The sequence below is a fragment of the Roseibium sp. M-1 genome (assembly GCF_054515675.1).
This window is the reverse complement of record NZ_CM137257.1, coordinates 5,796,875-5,819,715: the sequence shown is the minus strand read 5'-3', so window position 1 is coordinate 5,819,715 and position 22,841 is coordinate 5,796,875. Positions and strand designations below refer to the sequence as shown.

19 protein-coding genes are annotated in these 22,841 nt (G+C 61.5%); 10 read left to right on the top strand and 9 right to left on the bottom strand.

Features of this window, described 5'->3' with window-relative positions; genetic code table 11:
* The first annotated feature begins 16 nt into the window (after positions 1–16).
* From ACX3M4_RS26275 to ACX3M4_RS26260, 4 genes are all read left to right on the top strand, one after another.
* On the top strand, positions 17–550 hold the full coding sequence (locus ACX3M4_RS26275; protein ID WP_459355931.1) for a TRAP transporter small permease: 534 nt from the start codon (positions 17–19) through the stop codon (positions 548–550).
* On the top strand, positions 547–1,821 hold the full coding sequence (locus ACX3M4_RS26270; RefSeq protein WP_459355930.1) for a TRAP transporter large permease: 1,275 nt from the start codon (positions 547–549) through the stop codon (positions 1,819–1,821). Before ACX3M4_RS26275 ends, ACX3M4_RS26270 begins: the two co-directional genes overlap by 4 nt.
* 16 nt (positions 1,822–1,837) lie before the next feature.
* Positions 1,838–3,730 (top strand): bifunctional sugar phosphate isomerase/epimerase/4-hydroxyphenylpyruvate dioxygenase family protein, encoded by a 1,893-nt coding sequence (locus tag ACX3M4_RS26265; protein ID WP_459355929.1) that lies wholly within the window; start codon positions 1,838–1,840, stop codon positions 3,728–3,730.
* Between the two features lie 458 nt (positions 3,731–4,188).
* Positions 4,189–4,503 (top strand): hypothetical protein, encoded by a 315-nt coding sequence (locus ACX3M4_RS26260; protein ID WP_459355928.1) that lies wholly within the window; start codon positions 4,189–4,191, stop codon positions 4,501–4,503.
* A gap of 59 nt (positions 4,504–4,562) precedes the next feature.
* Here ACX3M4_RS26260 and ACX3M4_RS26255 read toward each other — a convergent pair whose 3' ends face one another.
* The 6 genes from ACX3M4_RS26255 to dctP all read right to left on the bottom strand — a co-directional run bounded on the left by ACX3M4_RS26255 (position 4,563) and on the right by dctP (position 10,145).
* Positions 4,563–5,288, bottom strand: a complete 726-nt coding sequence (locus ACX3M4_RS26255) for a ribonuclease activity regulator RraA (protein ID WP_459355927.1) — start codon at positions 5,286–5,288, stop codon at positions 4,563–4,565.
* A gap of 7 nt (positions 5,289–5,295) precedes the next feature.
* Positions 5,296–7,029, bottom strand: a complete 1,734-nt coding sequence (gene araD / locus ACX3M4_RS26250) for an L-arabinonate dehydratase (protein ID WP_459355926.1) — start codon at positions 7,027–7,029, stop codon at positions 5,296–5,298.
* A gap of 5 nt (positions 7,030–7,034) precedes the next feature.
* Positions 7,035–7,199, bottom strand: a complete 165-nt coding sequence (locus tag ACX3M4_RS26245; protein ID WP_459355925.1) for a hypothetical protein — start codon at positions 7,197–7,199, stop codon at positions 7,035–7,037.
* 10 nt (positions 7,200–7,209) lie between these two features.
* Positions 7,210–8,526, bottom strand: coding sequence for a TRAP transporter large permease (locus ACX3M4_RS26240; protein WP_459355924.1), 1,317 nt, complete (start codon positions 8,524–8,526; stop codon positions 7,210–7,212).
* Positions 8,516–9,037, bottom strand: coding sequence for a TRAP transporter small permease subunit (locus ACX3M4_RS26235; RefSeq protein ID WP_459355923.1), 522 nt, complete (start codon positions 9,035–9,037; stop codon positions 8,516–8,518). The genes ACX3M4_RS26240 and ACX3M4_RS26235 overlap by 11 nt, the downstream gene beginning before the upstream one ends.
* An 85-nt stretch (positions 9,038–9,122) precedes the next feature.
* Positions 9,123–10,145 (bottom strand): TRAP transporter substrate-binding protein DctP, encoded by a 1,023-nt coding sequence (gene dctP / locus ACX3M4_RS26230; RefSeq protein WP_459355922.1) that lies wholly within the window; start codon positions 10,143–10,145, stop codon positions 9,123–9,125.
* 131 nt (positions 10,146–10,276) lie between these two features.
* Between dctP and ACX3M4_RS26225 the strand changes: the two genes are divergently transcribed.
* The 3 genes from ACX3M4_RS26225 (at position 10,277) to metK (ending at position 14,517) form a co-directional block, all read left to right on the top strand.
* Positions 10,277–11,002 carry a GntR family transcriptional regulator gene (locus ACX3M4_RS26225; RefSeq protein WP_459355921.1) on the top strand — a complete coding sequence of 242 codons (726 nt, stop codon included), beginning with the start codon at positions 10,277–10,279 and terminating at the stop codon, positions 11,000–11,002.
* A 542-nt stretch (positions 11,003–11,544) separates the two neighbouring features.
* Entirely contained in the window at positions 11,545–13,239 is a 1,695-nt protein-coding gene (locus tag ACX3M4_RS26220; protein ID WP_459355920.1) for a glycine/sarcosine N-methyltransferase, read from the top strand.
* 90 nt (positions 13,240–13,329) lie between these two features.
* Positions 13,330–14,517 (top strand): methionine adenosyltransferase, encoded by a 1,188-nt coding sequence (gene metK, locus ACX3M4_RS26215; RefSeq protein ID WP_459355919.1) that lies wholly within the window; start codon positions 13,330–13,332, stop codon positions 14,515–14,517.
* A 69-nt stretch (positions 14,518–14,586) separates the two neighbouring features.
* On the opposite strand, the gene ACX3M4_RS26210 is transcribed toward metK, so the two are convergent.
* The 3 genes from ACX3M4_RS26210 to ACX3M4_RS26200 form a co-directional block, all read right to left on the bottom strand.
* Positions 14,587–15,276 carry an SDR family NAD(P)-dependent oxidoreductase gene (locus ACX3M4_RS26210; RefSeq protein WP_459355918.1) on the bottom strand — a complete coding sequence of 230 codons (690 nt, stop codon included), beginning with the start codon at positions 15,274–15,276 and terminating at the stop codon, positions 14,587–14,589.
* Positions 15,277–15,384: 108 nt separating this feature from the next.
* On the bottom strand, positions 15,385–15,825 hold the full coding sequence (locus ACX3M4_RS26205) for a ketosteroid isomerase-related protein (RefSeq protein WP_459355917.1): 441 nt from the start codon (positions 15,823–15,825) through the stop codon (positions 15,385–15,387).
* 195 nt (positions 15,826–16,020) lie between these two features.
* Positions 16,021–18,603: a KAP family P-loop NTPase fold protein gene (locus tag ACX3M4_RS26200; RefSeq protein ID WP_459355916.1), complete on the bottom strand. Its 2,583-nt coding sequence runs from the start codon at positions 18,601–18,603 to the stop codon at positions 16,021–16,023.
* Positions 18,604–19,491: 888 nt separating this feature from the next.
* On the opposite strand from ACX3M4_RS26200, the gene ACX3M4_RS26195 reads away from it, so the two are divergent.
* From ACX3M4_RS26195 to ACX3M4_RS26185, 3 genes are all read left to right on the top strand, one after another.
* Complete coding sequence (locus tag ACX3M4_RS26195; RefSeq protein ID WP_459355915.1) at positions 19,492–20,955, top strand: MFS transporter; 1,464 nt, start codon at positions 19,492–19,494, stop codon at positions 20,953–20,955.
* 101 nt (positions 20,956–21,056) lie between these two features.
* On the top strand, positions 21,057–22,013 hold the full coding sequence (locus ACX3M4_RS26190; protein ID WP_459355914.1) for a M91 family zinc metallopeptidase: 957 nt from the start codon (positions 21,057–21,059) through the stop codon (positions 22,011–22,013).
* A 72-nt stretch (positions 22,014–22,085) separates the two neighbouring features.
* On the top strand, positions 22,086–22,649 hold the full coding sequence (locus ACX3M4_RS26185; RefSeq protein WP_459355913.1) for a hypothetical protein: 564 nt from the start codon (positions 22,086–22,088) through the stop codon (positions 22,647–22,649).
* Positions 22,650–22,841 lie beyond the last annotated feature (192 nt).

Below are 22,841 nucleotides of genomic sequence, written 5' to 3'. Positions count from 1 at the left end.
ACCGGGACTTTGGAACATGAAAACGGTCAATGATCTTGCCCGGCGCTTTTTTGCGTTCGGATGCGGCCTGTCGATGGCCCTCGTCTTCGCCATCATCTTCGTCAACTCGCTCCGCCGTTACACGGTCGGCCAGTCGGTTTCCTGGGGCGAGGAACTGCCGATCTACCTGACCATCTACGGCGTCATGTTCGGCCTGGCACTGGCCTATCTCCAGGACAGGCACATCCGCTTCACCGTCCTGATCGATTTCCTGCCCGGAGGTTTTCGCGAAAGGCTGTTTGCGGCCGTCGACATCGTCAGCTGCGTTTCCGGCATCGCCCTTGCCATTTCCGGCCACGCCTTCGCCAGCCGGCGCGGCAATATCGATGCATCCGGACTGAAATCCGCCGGCACCTGGCTCGCCGATGTGACGGGCATCGACGCTCTTGTCTGGGTCGCGAAGGTCGGAACCTGGCAATACGCCATTGCCATCGGCGGGGCCATGCTGGCCGTCGCAGCGCTCCTCAAGTTCATCGAACGGATCTCCTCTTTCAAGGCGGCAGCAGCATGATCTACGCGGTCCTTCTCATCGGCCTAGCCGTCGGCGTTCCGATCGCGCTTGCCATCATCGCCGCCCTGCTCGTCTTCATGGGAATGGGTGAACCCCCTTATTCCCTGCGCGTCGTGGCAACGGAAATGTTCAAGGGCATGAACTCCTTCCCGCTACTTGCCATCCCACTCTTCGTGCTTGCCGGCGAGGTCATGAACGAGAGCGGCATCACCAGCCGCATCATCGCCTTTGCCAATGTCCTCGTAGGTCGCATGCGTGCCGGGCTGGCGCTCGTCAACATCTGGGCCTCGGTGATCTTCGCAGGGCTTTCCGGCTCGGCGGTCGCCGACACCTCCGCGCTCGGCCGCGTCTTCATTCCGGAAATGGAAAAGCACGGCTATTCCCGTCCCTTCGCGGCGGCACTGACGGCGGCTTCCTCTGTCATCGGACCGATCATACCGCCGTCGATCCCGGTGATCATCTACGCCCTGATCGTCTCCGGCGTTTCGGTACCGGCCCTTTTCCTGGCCGGCATCGTCCCCGGCATCCTGCTGGCAATCTTCCTCTCGGTCTTCGTCATGCTGACGGTGAAAGTCGACCATGGCCACGAGGCAGGCAGCCTGACGGCGGAACCTGCCGGCAAGGCCCTCGTCGGCGGCCTGTTGCCGCTGATGATGCCGGTCTTTGTCGTCGGCTCCATCCTGCTCGGCATCGTCACGCCGACGGAAGCCGCCAGCTTCGCGGTCGCCTATGCGCTGTTCCTCGGCATTTTCGTCTACCGCAACATCCGGTTTGCCGCCCTGCCCCGGCTTTTTGCGGAAGCCATGCGCGACAGCTCGGTCATTCTGATCATCATCGCCGCGGTTTCCGCCGCAAACTGGCTGCTGACCTATAACCGGGTCCCCAACATGCTGACCGACTGGGTGCTCACCAATGTCGACAGCAAGACCGCCTTCCTGATCGCCACGATCCTGCTGTTCCTCTTCGTCGGTCTGTTCCTGGAAGGCATCGCCGCCATGCTGGTGCTGGTGCCGATCCTGCACCCGATCGCCGTCAGCCTCGGCGTCGACCCGGTCCATTTCGGCATCCTCGTCATCTTCAACCTGATGATCGGTCTGATCACGCCGCCTTTGGGCCTCTGTCTCTTCGTGGCCGAGGGCATCGCCCAGGTGGGCATGGCCAGGCTGACCTGGGCAATCCTGCCCTTCTTCGCGGTTGAGGTGCTGGTGCTCATCATTCTCACCTTCGTGCCGGAAACAGTCATCTGGCTGCCCCGCGTGATGGGCTACTGACTTTCGGAGCGCGACCATGAAAACCGCCATCGCCACCGTTTCCATCGCCGGCGACCTTGCCGAAAAGCTCAGTGCCATTGCCGCCGCCGGGTTCGACGGCGTGGAGATCTTCGAGAACGATTTCCTCGCCTTCGACCGCAGCCCGCAGGATGTCGGGCAGATGGTGCGCGACCACGGCCTTGAAATCAGCCTGTTCCAGCCCTTTCGCGACTTTGAAGGCATGCCGGAGCCGCAGCGCAGCCGCGCCTTCGAGCGGGCAAAACGCAAGTTTGCGCTGATGCAGGAAATGGGCGCCGATCTGGTGCTGATCTGCTCCAATGTCTCGCCTATCGCTCTTGGCGGCATCGACCGTGCCGCGAACGACCTCAACCAGCTCGGAGACCTTGCCGCGCAGTACGGCATCCGCATCGGCTATGAAGCGCTGGCCTGGGGCCGTTTCGTCAACGACCACCGCGATGCCTGGGAAATCGTCCGGCGGGCAGACCATGCCAACGTCGGACTGATCCTCGACACCTTCCATACGCTGTCGCGCAAGACCGACCCGGACACGATCCGAGCCATTCCCGGCGACAAGATCTTCTTTGTCCAACTCGCCGATGCGCCGGGCTTCAACATGGATCTCCTTTATTGGAGCCGCCATTTCCGCAACATGCCCGGCGAAGGCGATCTGGATGTCACCGGCTTCATGCGCGCCGTCGCAGCGACCGGCTATAACGGTGTGTTGTCCCTTGAGATCTTCAACGATCAGTTCCGGGGCGGTTCGCCGAAATCCATCGCCGTCGACGGCTACCGCTCACTGCTCTACCTGATGGACCAGGTGAAACGAACCGAACCAGGGATAAAGATCTCCGTGCCCGACATGCCAGACCGGGTGCCGGTCGCCGGGATCGAGTTTGTCGAATTCGCTGCCGACCGCAAGGAAGCGAGTGATCTCGCGGCCATGCTGACGACGCTCGGTTTCCATAAAGCCGGCAAGCATGTCTCCAAGGAGGTCGAGCTCTGGCGCCAGGGCGGCATCAATATCGTCATCAACACCGACCCGCGCGGCTTCGCCCACGCGTCCTACATCACCCACGGCACCAATGTCTGTGACATCGGTCTGAAGGTTGCCGACGCCGCTGCGACCGTTACCCGGGCGGAGGCCCTCGGTGCCAAGACGTTCGAACAGCCGGTCGGACCGGGCGAACTGAAGATCCCGGCCATCCGCGCCCTCGGCGGCAGCGTTCTCCACTTCATCGACGGCAGCAAGGATCTCTCGCGGGTCTGGGAGATCGAATTCGCACCGGTCGAGCAGACATCAGGGTCGCGCGATGCGGGCCTCACCCGCATCGACCATCTCGCCGAGACAATGAACTACGACGAGATGCTGACCTGGCTGCTCTTCTACCGGTCGATCTTCGACACGGAGAAGACCGCCATGGTCGATGTCATCGACCCGGCCGGTCTTGTGCGCAGCCAGGCGATCGAGAACAACGACGGCTCGCTGCGCATCACATTGAACGGCGCGGAAAACCGCAAGACCCTTGCCGGTCACTTCATTGCGGAAGGCTTCGGCTCCGGCGTCCAGCACATCGCCTTCGAGACGGGCGATATCTTCCGGACGGTCAAGGCCCTGAAGGCGAACGGCTTCACGCCGCTGGCGATCTCGCCGAACTACTATGACGACCTCGATGCCCGCTTCGGTCTCGACGAGGACTTTCTGGAAGACCTGAAAAGCTCCGGCATTCTTTATGACCGGGACGAGACCGGAGAATATTTCCAGATCTACAGCCCGACCTACGGCGAAGGCTTCTTCTTCGAGATCGTCGAACGGCGCGGCGGTTACAGGGGCTATGGCGCCGCCAACGCCCAGTTCCGCATTGCGGCCCAGAAGCGGCATTTCCGGGCGAAAGGCATGCCGGCACGCTGAGGCAGTCCTCGAAACCTTCGCCCGTTTGCTCGTGAGAAAATGTGCAGCCCGGCAGAAACCGCTGGACTTACGGTTCCCGCAACGTCGTCAGCGATTCTGCCGGGCGCAGTTCCGGTGCTCTCACCAGCCTGCAGTGGGAGCAGACGGCTCAAGCAAGCGCCGGAAATTGGATCAGCGGGATTGAATGCCCATCCTCGGCTGATCTGAAAGACCTGGAACAGGGCCCCACCCGCGTTGATTACCAAGTCTTCCTTATTGTTTTCTGCGAGATATATTCTCCCGGCGGAATCGCAAGCTTGAAAAATGACGGTACGATTTGAACTCGCCGAATTGACGAATTCGAGGAGGAATTGATGCGGACGCCCGTAAAACTGAATCTGCCTCAAGGGAACGATGAACGCAGGCTCTTGCGGGCAAGACTGCTTGTCCAGCTCCATGCATCAATCACGAAAATTCTGATGGACATTTCGCCCGGCCTGACGATCGACGAGATGTTGGTGCGCGAAGCCGTCTATGTCGCGGAGTTCAGATCGGAAGAGTGCGACTTGGACCACGTAGCCGGAAAAGTCGGAATATCAATGACATCCGCCACCCGGAAACTGTCCAAACTGGTCAGCATGGGTCTGATCGAAAAGAAGAAGCAGGGTCGGAAATATGTCTATTCGACCCCTGAAAAATTTCTGAGCGCCCAATACGAATACAGTGACGGGCGCCCCGTCGTCGATGATGCGGTTGATCAGGTCATCGATCTCGTGGACAAGCTCATCCGGTAAACGAACTCACCAGAAAAGTGAGTTCGTCCTATGCCGATCCTGCCTGATTCAATGCTGGGTCAGCGCCCGGTTTTCTGCCGCCAGGCTTCGTATTTCTTCAGATTCTCATCCTTCGTCGGCGGATAGAGGCCGATGATCGGGGTACCGGCCTTCACCTCTTCGAGCACGAAGTCCTCGAAGCTTTCCATGCCGCTGCACTCGTCGGCCAGTTCGTCGGCGAGATGGGCGGGGATCACCATGACACCGTCCTTGTCGCCAACCAGCACGTCACCCGGAAAGACCGGCGCGTCGCCGCAGGAGATCGGCACGTTGATGTCGAGCGCCTCGTGCAGGGTCAGGTTCGTCGGTGCCGACGGCTTGGCGTAATAGGCGGGCATGTCCAGCGCGCCGATGCCTTCCGCGTCCCGGAAACCGCCGTCGGAGACGACGCCGGCAGCACCGCGCAGCGCCAGCCGGGTGATCAGGATCGACCCGGCGGTCGCCGCCCGCGCGTCCTTGCGCGCGTCCATCACCAGCACATGCCCCGGCGGGCAGGTTTCGACGGCAACGCGCTGGGGGTGGTCGGGATTGCGGAACACCGTGATCGGGTTGCGGTCCTCGCGCGCCGGAATGTATCGCAGCGTGAAGGCCTGGCCGACCATGTTCTCGGACTTCGGTGCGACCGGTACCACACCCTGGATGAACTGGTTGCGTAGACCGCGCTTGTAGAGTGCCGTCGCGATGGAAGCCGTCGAAACCTTCTTCAGCTTCGCGCGGGTGTCTTCGGTAAGAATGTAGTCGCTCATTTGATCCTCAGAAGATGTCGGGTTCGCCGGCAGTCCGGCCAAAATCGGTTTGCAGGAAGTCGAAATCGCAGCCCTTGTCGGCCTGGGTGACATGGCGCTGGAAGAGATAGCCGTATCCGCGCTCATAGCGGGGCTCGGGCGCCTGCCAGGCGGCCTTGCGCGACGCGAGTTCCGCATCATCGACCAGCATGTCGAGACGCCGGTTCGCGAGATCCAGCCGCACGGTGTCGCCGGTCTTCAGCAGCGCCAGCGGCCCGCCGATATAGCTTTCCGGCGCAACGTGAAGCACGCAGGCACCGTAGGACGTTCCGGACATGCGGGCGTCTGAAATCCGCAGCATGTCGCGATGACCCTTCTTGATCAGCGCCTTCGGGAGCGGCAGCATGCCCCATTCGGGAAACCCGGGGCCGCCCTGGGGACCGGCATTGCGCAGCACCAGCACGTGATCGGGTGTGACGTCGAGATCCTCGTCGTCGATCGCGGCCTTCATCTCCGGATAGCTGTCGAAGACCAGCGCCGGACCTTCGTGAAAATGGAACTTCGGATCGCAGGCCGCCGGTTTGATCACGGCTCCGTCCGGGCAGAGATTTCCTTTCAGCACCGCCAGCGAACCTTCCTCGTAGACCGGATTGGAAAGCGGACGGATGACGTCGTCGTTATAGACCGCGGCGCCTTCCAGGTTCTCGCCCAGGGTCTTGCCGGTGACCGTCAACGCCCCCAGCTCCAGCCGGTCCTCAATCTGCTTCATCAGCGCCCGCAAGCCACCGGCATAGAAAAAATCCTCCATCAGGTAGTCCTTGCCGGACGGCCTGACATTGGCGATCAGTGGCGTGATCCGGCCAAGAGCATCGAGATCGTCCAGCGTCATGTCCACCCCGGCCCGGCGGGCCATGGCGATCAAATGCACGACGGCATTGGTGGAACATCCCGTTGCCATGGCGACGACGGCGGCGTTGCGGCAGGCCGCATCCGTGACGATCCGGTCCGGCGTCAGGTCTTCCCAGACCATCTCGACGATCCGCCGGCCGCAATCGGCCCCCATGCGCTGATGGCCGCTGTCGACGGCCGGGATCGATGAGGCGCCGGGGAGCGTCAGCCCCATGGCGTCGGCGATTGCCGTCATGGTGGACGCCGTTCCCATGGTCATGCAGGTACCGGCGGAGCGGGCAATGCCGCCCTGGATACCGAGCCATTCCTCGTCGGTGATGTTGCCGGCGCGCCGCTCGTCCCAGTATTTCCAGGCATCCGAGCCGGAGCCCAGGATCTTGCCGGCATAGTTGCCGCGCAACATTGGTCCTGCGGGCAGGTAGATCATCGGCACCCCGGCCGAGAGCGCACCCAGAATAAGACCCGGCGTGGTCTTGTCGCAGCCGCCCATCAGCACAACGCCGTCGAGCGGATGCGAGCGGATCATTTCCTCCGTCTCCATTGCCAGCATGTTGCGGTAGAGCATCGACGTCGGCTTGGTGAAGCTCTCGTCGACCGACAGCGACGGCATCTCGACCGGGAACCCGCCACCCTGCAACACACCGCGCTTCACATCCTGCACCCGCTCCTTGAAGTGGGCATGGCAGGTGTTGAGCTCCGACCAGGTGTTGAGCACGCCGATGACAGGCTTGTCGCGGAAGTCCTCCTCCGAGTAGCCGAGCTGCATCATGCGCGAGCGATGGCCGAAGCTCCTGAGGTCGTCAGGAGCAAACCAGCGGGCGGACCGGAGATCTTTTGGGGCTTTGTGCGTCATGTTTGTTATCCGGTGAAGGCGAAAGTCAGCCAAACGACGAAGAGGGTGAAGACGAGGCCGGCAACTTCCGGCCAGTTGCCGAACCGGTCGTCGCGGCGTTCTTCCGCGTCGAAGTCTCCGCGGGCGATGTCCTCGTCCTGGCGGGTCAGATCCTGATCACTGGGTTTCATCTCACCCTCCTCAATCCAGCAGGTTCGGCAGCCAAAGGGCCAGGTCCGGGAAGAACAGCACTAGGAACAGCCCCACCGCCTGCAATGCGATGAACGGCAGCACCGCGGCGAAGATCTCCTGCAGCTGGATGTCCTTTGGAGCGACGGACTTCAGGAAGAAGCAGGCCGGACCGAAAGGCGGCGACAGGTAGTAGATCTGGATGTTCATGGCAAAGAGCACGCCGAACCAGACCGGGTCGAAACCGAGATCGACCACGACCGGCGCAAAGATCGGCACCGTAATGAAGATGATCGCGATCCACTCCAGGAAGGTGCCGAGCACCATGACGATCAGCATCATGACGACGATGACCATGATCGGCGCAATATCCAGCGAGGTCAGCAGCCCGCGCAGGAATTCGCCGCCGCCGATGCGGTTGTAGATACCGATCAGCGAGACGGCTCCCAGCACCAGCCAGATGATCGAGCCGACGGTCAGCACCGTCTGGCGCATCGCGTCGCGGGCCATCTTCCAGGTCAGCTCGCTGCGGATTGCCGCCACGACCAGCGCGCCGACGGCACCGACGGCCGCTGCCTCCGTAACGGTGGCAATGCCGGAATAGATCACTCCGAGCACGGCGCCGATCAGGAGACCGGGCAACACCACACCCTTGAGAAACTTCACGCGCTGGAACAGCGGCAGGCCTGTCTCCGGGATGTCGTAGATCGGTGCCAGGGCCGGATTGAAGCGTACGCGAATGAGGATGTAGATGATGAACAGGCTCGCCAGCAGCAGGCCGGGAACGGCCGAAGCGGCAAAGAGCTTGGTGATCGACACCTGCGCCGCAAGACCGTAGACGATCAGCACGACCGACGGCGGGATAAGCGTCGCCAGAGCCCCGGCCGCACAGATGATGCCGATGGAGAGCTTGCGATCGTAGCCGAGCCGCAGCATCTGCGGCAGTGCGATCAGCCCCAGCATGACGATCTCGCCGCCCATGATGCCGGACATGGCGGCAAGAACCACCGCGACAACGCAGGTCTGGACGGCGACCGAGCCGCGGAACCGCCCGCCAAGGATCGCCATGGAGTCGAACAGCGACTGCGCTATGCCTGATCGTTCGAGGACATTGGCCATGAAGACGAAGAAGGGAACGGCAATCAGCTCGTATTTGTGCAGGACTTCGCCGACATTGGCAGCGACAATGAAGAAACCGGCGCGTTCGCCGAAATAGAGGATCGCGGTCGCCAGCGACACAGTCAGCGTCGTGATTCCAAGCGGCACACCGAGCGCCATCAATGCCAGAAGGGCAATGACGATCAGAAGCGTAATGATCTCAATGCCCACCTGTGATCTCCCCCTCGGTGTGCTGGAACCAGCGAATGATGTTGGCGGCAAGCTGCAGAAGGTAGATCATGCAGCCGACGACAAGCAGGATCTTCAGGTAGGTCGGCTGCAGTGAATTGAGCGCGGTGCCGGAATGCTCGGTGCGTTTCAGGACCTTCAGCATCGGGTCCCAGAGAGCCATCGTCAAAACCAGCACTGCGCCCGAAGCGATCAGCATCTGGATCAGCCGCATCACCCTCCAGATGCGCGCGCTGACCAGGGTTTCGATCATGGTGATGGAAATATGCCGGTGGCGTTCGGTGACATAACCGACAGCAAGCACCCAGGCGGACGCACACAGGGTCATGGCAAGTTCGGTCGACCAGACGGTCGGCCGGTCGAAGCCGTAGCGCATCACCACCTCCAGGGCGGAAACCGCGATACAGGCAAAAAACAGTACGGAGCAACCGTGGCCTATGAACACGCTGACACGGTCCATGAGCTCGGCGTAGCTCGCCAGAAGGCGTTTCATCATGTCTCCCCGTCGATCTGGCAGACGGGCAGCGCGCCCTTTCCCTCCACGGTGCGGAAAGGGCGCGCGCCGGTCCGTCAAACGCTTATTGTTTGAAGAGACCGATCTCGGTCATGTAGGAAATGTTGGCCTCGAGCGCTTCCCTGGCGAGGTCGGACTTCTGGGCATAGTCCTCCCACTGCTTGCGGGCGACCTCGCGCAACTGATCTCGATCCTCCTGCGCCCAGTTGATCACCTCGATCTTCTCGCCGGCAGCATCGCGAGATGCGAGTTCCTGGTCCTTCTTGTCGACTTCGGCAACCATGGCGAACATGGCCTCGTACCACCAGTCGCGCAGGGCCGTCTGGTCTTCCGGGCTGAGCTCGTCCCACTTGGCCTTGTTGATGGTGAACTGCATCGAGGGCATCGAATGAATGCCAGGATAGAGCGGATAGGAGGCGACATCGTGCAGGCCGGTCGCATCGTTGTTCACATAGGCGGACGCATCCGCGGCATCGACGATGCCCTTCTCCAGCGCTCCATAGACTTCCGAGAACGGAATGGAGACGGGTGATGCACCCGCTGCCTGAAAGACGGCCGCGGCCAGACCTTCCGGTGAGCGGATCTTCTTGCCGGCCAGGTCTTCAAATGTGCGGATCGGCACGCGGGCCGGCAGGGCTTCGCGGGAATAGGGGCCGCAGGCGACCACATGCACTTCGCCGCCGGTGACGGCGTCGGCAGCCTTCTGCATCACGGCCTCGCCGCCGCCATCCTTACAGAAGCCGAGCATCTGCTGCGGCGTGTCATAGCCGGAGATCAGGTCGCCCATGATTGCGTAGGCGGGCTCCCGGCCGGCGAAGTAGTTCACCGAGGTAAAGTCGCCATCCAGCACACCGGCAGCGACCGCATCCGGCGTTTCCCTGGCCGGCACGACAGACCCGTTCGGCGTCAGGACAATCTCGATGCGGCCATCCGTCATCTCCTTGATCTTCGGCAACCAGGTTTCGGTCAGATACTGGGTGGAAAAGTCGCCGGCGTTGAACGACGTCTGGATGTTGAAGGTCTCCGCGTGCGCCATCGTTGCGACGACGGAGACGGAAGCTGCGAGGGCAGCGGTGGCAAATTTCATGGTGTCCTCCACTCGAATGCGCGGGCGGCTCCTCCCCCCGACTACTGATGCATTAATATATTAGTGCATTTGATGCAAGCCTGATATATGTTCCGGCGAAAGGAATCGTGTCGCAAGCGAGAGGAACCAAGATGAGTGTCGAGCTGGCTCACCTGATGGACGACCCGGGAATTGGCGTCGACGGCGGCAACGGCGAGCGGCTCAAGCGCATTTCCGTCAGCCAGCAGATCCAGGATTCCTTGCGGGCCCGCATCGTCTCCCTGGAACTGGCGCCACGCCTCAGCCTTTCGCGCGCCGATATCGCCACGCATTACGGCGTCAGCCAGACGCCCGTGCGCGACGCCATGATGAAGCTCGAGGAAGAAGGCCTTCTGACGATTTATCCGCAATCCAAGACGGAGGTTTCCAGGATCAACGTCGACCATGCGCGCGAGACCCAGTTTCTGCGGTTGTCCCTTGAACTTGAAGTGACGCGCATGCTGACCCTGAAAGAGGACAAGACACCCCTCGCTCCGGCCCGGCAGATCCTGCGACTGCAGCAAACGGCTTTGGAGGATGGCGATCTCAAGCTGTTCTCGGCGCTGGACAGGCGTTTTCACCTGTCCCTGTTCAAGGCCGTCGGCAATGCCAGCCTGTGGCAGCTCGTCTCGTCGCGTTCCGGCCATATCGACCGCCTGCGCAATCTCAACCTGCCCGATCCCGGCAAACCGGCAAACATCCTGCACTATCACGGGCTGATACTCGACGGGATCGCGAAGGGCGACATTGCCGCGACCGAGACTGCGGTGCGTGAACACCTCTCCGGCACATTGCAGCAGGTCGACCAGATCGTTGCCCGCAATCCGGACTATTTCTGAAGCCTGCGCGCCACAGTTCCGGACTGCCTGCAAACGGGCCACACGCTTCGACCTGTTCAAGTTGTGGCCCGGAGTGTCCAGGCCGCAACGCAACCGGAAAGCGCCTGTCAGAAAAGTTTTGTAAAAAAATTCTCTTTTCAATCCCAGAGCCTTACGCACAACTTTCCGCACTGCAGCGGGAAATTCCGCCACCAGCTGTTGTAATGACCTGAGCGTTTGTTAAGGTCCGGCCACCGATTGGCTGAAGGGCGCGCGCTCGTCAGTCGGCAGCGGATTGAGGTTTCCATTCAACCGGTCCGATGCTCTTTGCAGCCTCCATGTGCTGCTGCGCGCCTGCCACCAAATGGTCCGGCACAAGGTCCCCCGCGCAAGGGACCGTCAGAATACCGTCCTGTGCACCGCTGCACGTTTTGCCGGACTTGAAGCTGAACAGTTCCGATTTCCGCTGCCCTGTTCCGGGCGGCGCATGAGCGCGTGCGCGCCGGCGTCCTCGTTGATGTCTTTCCCGTGCCGCGCGACATCACACAAGGAGACCTATTCCCATGCAGGCAGAACAGCTGGCCGCCAACGCCGAATTGCAACTGGACGAACAGGCTTATGGCCAGGATCCGATTGCGGATAGGGAAACCGACCTCTATCGCGGTGAATACATCATGGCCTTCGTCGAAAAATGGGACGAGCTGATCGACTGGGAGGCAAGGGCCGACAGCGAAGGCCAGTTTTTCATGGACGTGCTGCGCGCCCGGGGCAAGGAAACGGTCCTGGACGTTGCCACCGGCACCGGCTTCCATTCCGTCCGCCTCACCCGCGCCGGCTTCAACGTCACCTCGGCGGACGGGTCCGCGGCCATGCTCGCAAAGGCGTTCCAGAACGGCCAGAAACGGGGAATGATCCTGAAGTCCGTGCAAGCCGACTGGCGCTGGCTCAACCGGGACATCCAGGGCAAATACGACGCCATCATCTGCCTCGGCAACTCCTTCACGCACCTGCATGACGAGAAGGACCGCCGCCGTGCGCTCGCCGAATTTTATGCCGCGCTCAAGCATGACGGCATCCTCATCATCGACCAGCGCAATTACGACGCCATGCTCGACGACAAGGATTATTCCAGCAAGCACAAATACTATTATGCCGGCAAGAAGGTGAAGGCCGAACCGGACTATCTCGACGAAGGCCTTGCCCGCTTCAAATACACCTTTCCGGACGGCGCGGAATTCACGCTCAACATGAGCCCGATCCGCAAGAACTACATGCGCCGCCTTCTCTCCGAAGCCGGTTTCGAGCGCGTGCGCACCTATGGCGATTTTCAGGAAACCTTTGCCGAGAGCGATCCGGACTTCTTCATCCACATCGCGGAAAAATCCAGTCTGCATCTGGTGCGCTGGGGCGGGGTTCAGTCCGAAGACGGCAAGCAGGATATCCGGGAAGTCGCAGAGACCTATTACGACAGCGACGACGCCGACACCTTCTACAGCATCGTCTGGGGTGGCCAGGATCTTCACATCGGCCTCTACGACACCACCCGCAACATCCGCGAAGCTTCGGACCTGACCATCGACGAGATGGTCAAGATGCTGCCCAACCTGAACGCCGAAGCCAAGGTCCTGGACATCGGCTCGGGGTATGGCGGCGCCATGCGCAAGGTCGTCCGGGAGACCGGCTGCGACGCCGTTTGCCTCAACATCTCAGACGTCCAGAACGACACCAACCGGCATCGCAATGTGCAACAGGGGTTCAAGGACAAGATCCGAGTCGTCCATGGCGTTTTCGAGGATATTCCCGAACAGGCGGAAAGCTTCGACATCGTCTGGAGCCAGGACGCCATCCTGCATTCCGACCAGCGCCAGAAGGTGCTCGAGGAGGTCTACCGGGTCCTGAAACCGGGCGGCATGTTCATCTTCACCGACCCGATGCAGGCGGACAATGCCGACCCCGCTGCCCTGCAGCCGGTCTACGACCGCCTCCAGCTCAACAGCCTCGGCTCGATGCGCTTCTATCGCGAAGCCGCGGAAGCCCTCGGCTTTGAAACGGTCGAACAGCGCGACTTGGCCCGCCAGCTGCGCAACCACTATTTCCGCGTTCGGGAAGAGCTGCTCGCCAACTACGACAAGCTGCGCCAGGAAGGTGCTTCGGCGGACTATCTCGACAAGATGGCCGAGGGCCTCATGAACTGGGTCAAGGCCGCCGATGCCGGCCAGCTCGCCTGGGGCATCCAGCTTTTCCGCAAGCCTGCCTGATCCCTTCCCTTTGCCCGGCCGGACCGCCTCCGGCCGGGACTTGACCGCCTCGTTCCAACCTCAGTCCTTTTCCAAATCAAGGAGTGCGCAATGACGCAGAAATCCTGGCTGTTCACGAGTGAATCCGTTTCCGAGGGCCATCCCGACAAGGTCTGCGACCGGATATCGGACACGGTACTGGACGCTTTTCTCACTGAGGACCCGCAGGCCCGTGTCGCCTGCGAGACCCTGACAACGACAAACCACGTCACGATTGCCGGCGAGGTCCGGGGACCGGAGAAGGTGCTCAAAGGCGTCGAGGATCTGGTGCGGGAAGCCGTTCGGGACATCGGATACGAGCAGGACGGCTTTCACTGGCAGACGATGGAGGTGATCAACCGCCTGCACCAGCAATCGGCTGACATCGCCCTTGGCGTCGACGAGGGCGACAAGGGAGAGGAAGGGGCCGGCGACCAGGGAATCATGTTCGGCTATGCCTGCAACGAGACCGAGGAGCTGATGCCGGCGCCGATCCTGTTGTCGCACAAGATCCTGCGTTCGATGGCAGAAGCACGCAAGTCGGGACGCGAGCCGAGACTCGGCCCGGATTCCAAGAGCCAGGTGACGCTGCGCTACGCGAACGGCCGCCCGGCCGGGATCGACGCCGTTGTCGTTTCCACCCAGCACGGAGAGACCGTCAGCCAGGACGAGGTGCACGAAGCCGTGCTCCCCTTCATCCTGCATGCGCTGCCTGTAGGCTGGTCCGTTCCGGAAAACCGCATTTACATCAACCCGACCGGCCGCTTCGTCATCGGCGGACCGGACGGCGATGCCGGCCTCACGGGCCGCAAGATCATCGTCGATACCTATGGCGGTGCTGCACCCCATGGTGGAGGCGCCTTCTCCGGCAAGGACCCGACCAAGGTCGACCGCTCTGCCGCCTATGCCTCGCGCTATCTCGCCAAGAACGTCGTCGCGGCCGGCCTTGCCGACAAGTGCCTGATCCAGCTGGCCTACGCCATTGGCGTGCCGGAGCCGGTTGCCGTTTATGTGGACACGCAAGGGACCGGCAAGGTCGACGAAGTCGCGCTTGGCAGCACACTTCGGGAGATGGTGCGCCTGACGCCGCGCGGCATCCGCGAACAACTTGGCCTGTCAAAACCGATCTATGCCCGCACCGCCGCCTACGGCCATTTCGGCCGTGCACCGGAGAAAGACGGCGGCTTTGGCTGGGAGAAGACGGATCTTGCCGACGACCTCGCCCGGCACTTCGGAGCCCGGGCGGACGCAGCGGAATAATCCGTTGCATGGCACCGGCGCGCTTCCCCCACCGCGCCGGTGTTCAGATGACAAGAAAGCCGACGCTCGTCAGAACCGCTCCACGTGCGGCCTGAGCTCGATCTCGTTTGTCCAGGCACTTCTGTGCTGTTGAGCCATGGCCAGATAGGTCCGGGCGATGGCATCCGGATGCAGGGTCTTGTCCGGATCGTTGAGGGGCGGATCCCGGTCCGGATTGTAGATCGCGCCGTCGATGACGAAATGCACCACATGAATGTTCTGGGGATGCAGTTCCCGGGATAGCGACTGGCACAGGCCCCGAAGCGCAAACTTGCCCATGGCGAAGGATGCCGACTGGGCAAAGCCCTTGATCCCCGCCGAAGCGCCGGTGAAGAGCATGGTGCCCTCGCCCTTCGCCAGCATGCGCCTGGCTGCTTGCTGCGCGATGAGGAAAGCCCCGAAAGCCGTCACATCGAGCGCTGCCCGCACGGCATCCGGATCGAGATCCGTTATCGGCCCGCGCACACGCCCGCTCGGATTGTAGACAACGAGATCCGGCGCCGATCCGGCTTCATCCAGCGCCTGGAACAAGGCCGACACGCTTCCCGCATCCGACGCATCGCAGCCATAAGCAATCGCGCCCGTTTCGGCGCACAACGCTTCAAGCTTTTGCGGAGTGCGGGCAGCAAGTGAAACCCTGTAGCCCTTGCCTGAAAATGTTCTCGCCAGTGCAGCGCTAAGACCCGGCCCTGCTCCAACGATAAGTGCGTTTCTGGTCATCCGATTGCTCCATGAGGTCTGTCTTGCAAACCACATGTAGGGCGTGGACCGGCCCTATCTCAGACCTTTCCCGGAATTATCATATCTCCTGGCTGCGGTTTCGAGGCCTCAAGCCTCTTCCGGCACCTTTTCGCCCGCCCCTTCCTTCACCTGGTCGATCCAGTCCTGAAGGTTGTAATAGGTGGTGATGCGGGCGATGTGGCCGTCGCGGATCTCGAAGAAGCTGCCTGCCGGCAGTTTGTAGGTCTGTCCCTTCGCCGGCGGCAGACCGGTGTCCGTATCGATATAGGTGCCGTGGACGATGAATTCGGCCGCGGCCCGCGTGCCTTCCTCATTGACGAACAGCACGATGTCGGAGAGCCGTTCCTTGTAGCAGCGCGTCATGTGAACGTTGAAGGACCAGAACTTGTCCTTACCGACCCGGCGTTCGCCCTGATTGACGTCGTGGATCAGGTCTTCGGTAACCAGGCTTTCCATCTTCTTGGTATCGCCGGCATTGAACGCCGCAAAATAGGTATCGATCAGAAACCTGGACTGTTTGTTGGCCATGGGACCTCGCTTGGGCGGCATTTCAATCTGGCCGCGAGTTTGCCCCTCCCGTTCCCGGCACGCAAGAGGCAGCAGGGATTGCGGTTTACGGTTCTTCACCGAAACCGTTTCAAAACGAGCAAAACTTCCGAGCGTCCAATCCGGCAACAAGAAGGGCTGATGCGATCGCGAAACGAAAAGTAGCCTCCTTTGGGGTCAGGAGATTACAGGTGCTGGAACATCCAGCCCACGGGTCAATCGCTTGACGACGGCCTGGGTAAGGACGGGGTTCTCACCGCTTTTCAGCAGGTTGACGGTATTCTTCTTCTCGCAGAAGGCAATGAGCGGTGCCGGCAGGCTTGCAGGTGGCTTGTCCGCCTCGACGGCCAGCAGCGTATCGGCAAGCTCGGGATCGCGAATAAGTTCATCGGCAACCGCCGGATAGCACTGTTCCAGGATCGTCCAGCGGGTCAGAACGTCATAGTCGAGCGACTGCCGCTCCAGAATGGCGGATGCGACCGTCAGGCCGAAGGCGTTGATGATGCGCTTGATCACCCGCGGATTGTCCGGCAGCAGCGCCAGATACTGGAACAGGAAGTGCTCCGCCTCCCGCTGCGCGGTCCTGGAGGTGGTGTATTCCAGCGCCAGCGCTGCCTGAAAAGCCGGGTTGTCGCTGCCGTCGCCAGTCGAAAGCGTGCGGACCGTTTCATGGGTGAGACCGCCGGGTTGGGTCGAGCGGATTTCACCGCGCAGGCGCTCGACTTCCTTGTCGTCCATACTCTCCTGCGTATCCGTTCCCGGCTCGCCGGGTCCCGTGCCCGTCGTTCCGTTGCCCGTCGTCCCGTTGCCCGTTCCGTTTCCAGTACCGCCTGCCCCCGAACCGCCAGATCCACCAGAGCCGGTGGCGCCGTCCCCGGTTCCTGCCAACCCCAGGCGTGCTTCCAGGTAGCGTTTCTTCCAGGCCGCCATACCCGGCAGCGGCACGTTGAACTGGAAGATCTTTTCCAGGAACTGGTAGCCGAGCGGCTGGGTCTTGTCGGCGGTCTTCTCGCAGAAGCTCGGATAGCGGTCCTCGAAGCTGGTCTTGATCCAGAACTTGTCCGCCGCCACCACATAAGCGACCTTGCGGTGCCGGAACGAGGTCTGCAGGCCTTCCAGGAACTCGACCACGAAGTCGTTGCTGCAGCGGTCGAGATCGTCGACGAAAATGCAGACCGGCGCATCCGCAGCCTCGATCATGTCCTTGAAGAGGATAGAGAGTTTTTCCAGCGGGTCGCTGGCATAGTCGTGGAAGAGATTGGCGCTTTTCTCCGAGCCGAAGAAGGCCTTTCTGGAGAAAACGGCAATCGCTCCGAATATGGTTATGACCGTCCCCACCGTGCCGACGAGGTTCTTTGCGACATCGCTGCTGCCGGCCCAAAAGAGCATCATGAGCAGCACACCGATCAGCCCAAGCGCAACATAGGGCGGAGCGTCCGCCTGGAAACGCCACAAATTCCACGCGTGCCGCACCTCTCCAGCGCGCGTGCGCCGTTGCTGCCCGGTCAAACCATCCGAGAGCTGGCTCTTCACTATTTGCAGAAACGGCCACCAGGGCGGCCGCCGATGCTCGTGCTGCCAGGCATTGAACTCCACCACCACCCAACGCTTTTCCGGCGGCAGGCCGGGATCTTCCAGAAAGCCCTTCATGAAGTGCAGCACGGTCGTCTTGCCCGCTCCCCAGGGCGCATGCAGGTTCACCGCCAGCCCGTCGGGACCTCCGCCCTCATGTATCTCGCTGATCCGCGTCGCCAGAATTTCGGCAAAGCGCTTGCGGCCGAGTTCGTCGGTGCGGGCATATTGGTCGAACTGGACGGCAACGCGGATGTTTTCGGGGCTCGGGATAGGGGGGGCTGAGGAGGTTTCCTCGCTCTCCGACGTTACTTCTTGCTTCTCGCGCTTCGGCAACGGCTCCAGAGTGCCACCCTGTCGCAGGACAACGATATCGTTCCAGATCTGCTCGACATCCCTCTCCTCGCTTGGCGTCCAGAATTCGGGCGGCTGGACAGCAACTGCAAGGTCTGCCTCCGAGCCGAAAGAACTGACAACATCGCTGCCTTCCAACGGCACCAAAGACTGGTACCAGTCACCAATCAGTTCACCGGCGTCGGTAGAGCCCCAATCGCTACCGAGGAAGGCCGCAAAGGCGCGAAAGGACCATTCCGGCAAGTTGTTTTGAAACGGCGCGCTCTCGCGCAATTCTTCAGGCCAGATCGGCTGGTGGATCAACTCATCCGGCTTCATTTGACCGGCAAGCCGCTGACAATCTGCGGAAACGGACCTCAAGACCAATTCACCGGCACCGGGCTGGTCTACGGAAGAAGCGGCCGCATCGGCGGCCAGGCTCGCCGCCTCCGCGATGTCGGAAGCCGACACCGAGGCGATGTCGAAATGCGTTGAATAAGCGGCTGCCTTCGCGGCGGAAACAGCGGCCGCCAATTCGACCGTCGCCTGCCCCGAAACGGTACGACTGATCGCATTTATTGCATTGGATGCCGCTTCATAAGCAGTGAAAGAACTCAGTTCCGACTTCCGGCTCAGGCAGGAAACCCAGGAGACGAAGACGGCTCGGAACGATTGAAGTTCAAGGTTTCGAACCAGCTCCGGTTCAATTTCGTCTCCCGGCGTTGAAACTCCGTTCAACACCAGCGGAAAAACCCGCAGCGCCACGCGAACCGCAATCACCTGTGCCCAGTCCGGCGGCCGCTCCATCAGCCATTTGCCGACATCGTCCGGTTTCTCGAAGATCAGGTAGTCCATGCCGCGCCCCCGATGCGTCAGGAAAATACCTTTGCAAGCCTAACGGCCCTCGGCAACCGGGAATTGGCGCAACCCGCATACAACCACCTGCTTCAAAACTCTCTGAAATTCGGGCACTTTCTCCTAACCGCCCGCACACAGCCCCTTGATTCACCTCATTCAGGGAAGCTCGCCGACACCTTCTGCGTCACCCCGGCCGACCGGAGGGAGAGCCGGGGCCCACTCATTTCCAGAGTGCCAGCGGCTGCGACCTGGCGCCGGAAACAATCGGCGCTTCAGCAAGTCGCACTGCGAGTAGGCCCCGGATCTGCGCTTCGCTTGTCCTGGGTGACACAGAGGAAGGCGACAGCACAGCTAAACGGCCTGCCCGCAATTTCGTGCGGGCCATGGCAGCACGCTGCCGCCTCTCGCAATCTTGTCAACTCCGAACCCGCTTTCGCGGGCACAAACTCCAGCGGTGACCCAGGAAACCTCGTAATTTGTGATCGCCTAGTACCTCCTGGCAGGACTTCCCGATATTCCCCGGCACCTTCCTTCCACGCCCCTCTCAATCCATTTCACTCGGGGAAATTTGCCGACACCTTCTGCGTCACCCCGGCCGACCGGAGGGAGAGCCGGGGCCCACTCATTGCCAGAGTGCCAGCGGCTGCGACCTGGCGCCGGAGACAATCGGCGCTTCAACAAGTAGCGCTGCGAGTAGGCCCCGGATCTGCGCTTCGCTTGTCCGGGGTGACGGTGCGGGAGACGACACCTCCATTCGGTACAGATCCGCTCTTTCCCCGCAGGTGCCCGTGCACACGACCCGCCACCCAAATAAAATAATAAAAAACTTTCTTTATTTTCTACGCTCGCATATATAAAGAAAATCCTTTCTTTATTGAGGTTCCCATGTCGATCAGCTCGCCAGCGCAAGTGCCCGCCAGCCCCTCCCTTTTTGCGCCCGAGCGGGCCGCCGGCACGCTGGCGCTGATGCTCGGAGTTGGTTCCCATGCCATCAACGGCTTCGTTACCACCGCCGTGTTGCCCGATATCATTCGCGATCTCGGCGGCCAGGACCGGGCTTACTGGGTGTTTTCCTCCTTCGAGATGATGGCGATCCTCGCCGGGTGCCTGACCGGGGCCGCCAAGGTGCGCTTCGGTGCGCGCCTGCCCTTTCTGCTCGCCTCGTTACTACTCGCGGGCGGTTCGGTTCTGGCCGGGTTGTCGACCTCGCTGGAAGGACTGATCGCCGGGCGGGCGCTGCAGGGTTTCGGCGAGGGCATGATCATCGCGCTCTGCTATTCGCTGATCCCGGACCTCTTCCCGAGCGCCCTCGCCCCGCGCATCTTTGCCCTGCTGGCTGGTGTCTGGGCGGTTGCCGCCGGCATCGGGCCGGTCTCCGCAGGTCTTCTGTCGGAACTCTGGTCCTGGCGCGCGGCCTTTCTTGTCAACATTCCGCTTGTGCTGCTGCTTTTCGCTCTGATGAACACCGCCCTGCCCGCAGGAGCTGCCCGGCCTGTCGCAGCCGGACAAGATCGGCCCGCGCGGCAGACCGCCCGCCTGCTGCTCCGCCTTCTGCTGCTTGGCCTCAGCATCTTCCTGTTGACGGTGATCGGTGAAATCCATCAGCCGCTGCCGCTCACCCTCACGATCCTCGCCGGGCTGGTCGCGGCCGGGCTGCTCTTGAGGCTCGACGCGGCCAGCGCCCGCCGCCTCTTCCCGCTGGAGGCCTTCCGGCTTGGCACGCTCATTGGCCTCGGCACCTGGATCGTCTTTCTGATCTCCGCCGCTGCCGCCGTCCGGGCGGTCTTTGTAACCACTTTCGGTCAGGTCTATTGGGGCCTCAGTGTCACCGAGGCAAGTTACGTTGCCGCCGGTCTCGCCTTTTCCTGGACGGTGTTTGCCTGGGTCTCCTCGCGCGCTCCTTCGCGCCAATGGGAACTTACCTATCTGGCCACCGGTCCTTTCCTGATTGCCGGAGGCATGGTCCTCACCGCCTTCGCCCTTTCGGCCGGATCCCTGCCGCTCTATGCGCTGGCCGCCATTGTTGCCGGGGCCGGGCATGGGCTTTGCAACCAGATCCTGATGCGGTCGCTGATGTATACGGCTTCGGGCGAGGACCAGAACCTCGTCTCTTCCATCCTGCCGACCATTTCCTCCGCCGGCATCGCCATCGGCGGTGGGCTCACCGGCCTGATGGCGGTTTTCACCGGGCTGGTCGAGCCGGGCGCAGTGGAACTCTTGACGCGGGAAGCCGTTGCACGCTCGGGCGCATCGGTCTTTTTCGTCAGCGCCGTACTGATGCTGTCCCCGGCACTCGGCATGCTCGTGCTGCGCCGGCGGCTGATCAGAGAAGACGCAGGTCGAGACTGATGCGTCGTCACGGGAAGCGCAAAAGTGTGACGCACCGTCATTGACTAAAATGACCGCCGGACTGAAAATTTCCTCAGTGTTAAATGAAGACTGGTAGCGAAATGGTTGGATTTCCCGCCGCCCGGCTTACAGACCTGCATACCTGCCCCATGTGCATGGGCGTACCTGCGCCAATTGTATTCAAGTGTGCCTATACGGTCCTGACCGGAAAGCTGCCGCAGGCGCGGGTGACAGACATGTGCGTGTGCGTCGGCCCGCCGCCGCCTGCCGGCGGCGATCCAATCGTCACCGGGGCATGGAACGTACTGGTGGAAAAAATGCCGGCGGCCCGCATGACGGACCTGACCCTTAAAGGCGGCGCGATCGTCTCGGGCTGTTTCACCGTTCTGATCGGCATGGATGGCGCCGGGGCCGGAGGTGCAGGGGGTGGTGCAGGTGGTGCAGCCGGCATGTCACCGAAACAGATCGCCGACCTGAAGCGCCAGGCGCTCATGGACAAGATCAAGAACGGCCAGTCCTCGATCAAGGTCGAGGGAACCGACGAATACAAGAAGAAAACCATGGAAGCGCTCGACCGGCTCGCCCAGTCGGAAACCGGCATGAAACTGCTTCAGGCCCTCGATTCCAGCGACAAGACAACCACGATCAAGATGACCGAACCCGGCAAGGGTAACTCGGAAAACGCCGAGAACTGGAATGACGGGCTTTATGACAGGGCCAACAACAAGGCCGGTCCCGGATCGAACACGACTGTCGATTTCGATCCGGACAGGGACAAGCTCAACGCCGCCGACTGGAAGACCCGGGATCCGGCCATCGGCCTCGGCCACGAACTGATCCACTCCTATCACGATGTCAACGGAACGACGGACGGGCGCAACGAGGTGGAATACACTGACGCCGACGGCAACAAGCGCAAGGCACCCGGTTACGAAATTCAGACGGTCGGTCTCGGCGAATACAAGGACAACGAAATTACCGAAAACAAGATCCGCCAGGACTTTGAGGACAACAACATCGGCAAGAACGACCACGAACACCAGAGACCGCACTACTAGGGTCAGGTTCGCCTAACGATTGGGCTGCTTCGTTGAGCGGCCATTGCATTTTTATCCACCGGGAGCGTGTGCATGCTGACCGTTACCATCAAGACGATAACAGCCGCCTATATTGCAATGTCCTACCAGGTGACCAACACGGAACCGGCCGACATTTACGTCGCCGATCTGCTCTACCGGTCAGCGGCGGGCGGAAGCCTTTCGGTGGATCCTCAGCTTGCCTATGTCATGCCCCAGGACGATGGAACGCTCTATCTCGGCAAATTCCTGATGGCAATTCCGAACGGCATGAAGGTGGAATCGCCCGACCTGCCCTATTTCAGGCGGCTCGCCCCCGGAGAAACGGTTTCCGGTGAAATCGTCATTTCCAATCCTGCCTCTCCTTATCACGCCTACCAGAGTTTCAAGCTTGGAGAGACACCTGTCGCGGTGACCCGTTTCGTTGTGCAGGTCGGCTATATCCGCGGAAGCGACCTCAAGCCGGGCGAGGCCACGCTGACACCGGCGCCGCATGCCGGTCCGGACCTTTTCACGCCCGACTATGGCATGGCCCTCGGGTATCAGGTGCTGATGCAGGGCACCATCCAGCCGGCCCCGCAGGGCGCCGCCTTTTTCCCGGTTCTGGGGGTCAAGTAGCACCGGCGTCCGGCGTGGCCGTCCCAGGTGCCGGACCCGTTGTGGTTATGCACAACAGTGAACTTGTGCCCGTTTTCACCTCTCTTCCACCCGACAGGGTTATTCAGAAGTTTGAGCAGGAGTGGAAAAAAGCAACGGGCAACAATTGGTGCGCCTCGACGAGAGCTTTGTCTTCAGCGTGTCGCGTTCATT

Bases quoted from the DNA above. Each gene is read 5' to 3' on its own strand.
- ACX3M4_RS26275 (WP_459355931.1), top strand. From the start codon at position 17: ATGAAAACGGTCAATGATCTTGCCCGGCGCTTTTTTGCGTTCGGATGC.
- ACX3M4_RS26270 (WP_459355930.1), top strand. From the start codon at position 547: ATGATCTACGCGGTCCTTCTCATCGGCCTAGCCGTCGGCGTTCCGATC.
- ACX3M4_RS26265 (WP_459355929.1), top strand. From the start codon at position 1,838: ATGAAAACCGCCATCGCCACCGTTTCCATCGCCGGCGACCTTGCCGAA.
- ACX3M4_RS26260 (WP_459355928.1), top strand. From the start codon at position 4,189: ATGGACATTTCGCCCGGCCTGACGATCGACGAGATGTTGGTGCGCGAA.
- ACX3M4_RS26255 (WP_459355927.1), bottom strand. From the start codon at position 5,288: ATGAGCGACTACATTCTTACCGAAGACACCCGCGCGAAGCTGAAGAAG.
- araD (WP_459355926.1), bottom strand. From the start codon at position 7,029: ATGACGCACAAAGCCCCAAAAGATCTCCGGTCCGCCCGCTGGTTTGCT.
- ACX3M4_RS26245 (WP_459355925.1), bottom strand. From the start codon at position 7,199: ATGAAACCCAGTGATCAGGATCTGACCCGCCAGGACGAGGACATCGCC.
- ACX3M4_RS26235 (WP_459355923.1), bottom strand. From the start codon at position 9,037: ATGAAACGCCTTCTGGCGAGCTACGCCGAGCTCATGGACCGTGTCAGC.
- dctP (WP_459355922.1), bottom strand. From the start codon at position 10,145: ATGAAATTTGCCACCGCTGCCCTCGCAGCTTCCGTCTCCGTCGTCGCA.
- ACX3M4_RS26225 (WP_459355921.1), top strand. From the start codon at position 10,277: ATGAGTGTCGAGCTGGCTCACCTGATGGACGACCCGGGAATTGGCGTC.
- ACX3M4_RS26220 (WP_459355920.1), top strand. From the start codon at position 11,545: ATGCAGGCAGAACAGCTGGCCGCCAACGCCGAATTGCAACTGGACGAA.
- metK (WP_459355919.1), top strand. From the start codon at position 13,330: ATGACGCAGAAATCCTGGCTGTTCACGAGTGAATCCGTTTCCGAGGGC.
- ACX3M4_RS26210 (WP_459355918.1), bottom strand. From the start codon at position 15,276: ATGACCAGAAACGCACTTATCGTTGGAGCAGGGCCGGGTCTTAGCGCT.
- ACX3M4_RS26205 (WP_459355917.1), bottom strand. From the start codon at position 15,825: ATGGCCAACAAACAGTCCAGGTTTCTGATCGATACCTATTTTGCGGCG.
- ACX3M4_RS26200 (WP_459355916.1), bottom strand. From the start codon at position 18,603: ATGGACTACCTGATCTTCGAGAAACCGGACGATGTCGGCAAATGGCTG.
- ACX3M4_RS26195 (WP_459355915.1), top strand. From the start codon at position 19,492: ATGTCGATCAGCTCGCCAGCGCAAGTGCCCGCCAGCCCCTCCCTTTTT.
- ACX3M4_RS26190 (WP_459355914.1), top strand. From the start codon at position 21,057: ATGGTTGGATTTCCCGCCGCCCGGCTTACAGACCTGCATACCTGCCCC.
- ACX3M4_RS26185 (WP_459355913.1), top strand. From the start codon at position 22,086: ATGCTGACCGTTACCATCAAGACGATAACAGCCGCCTATATTGCAATG.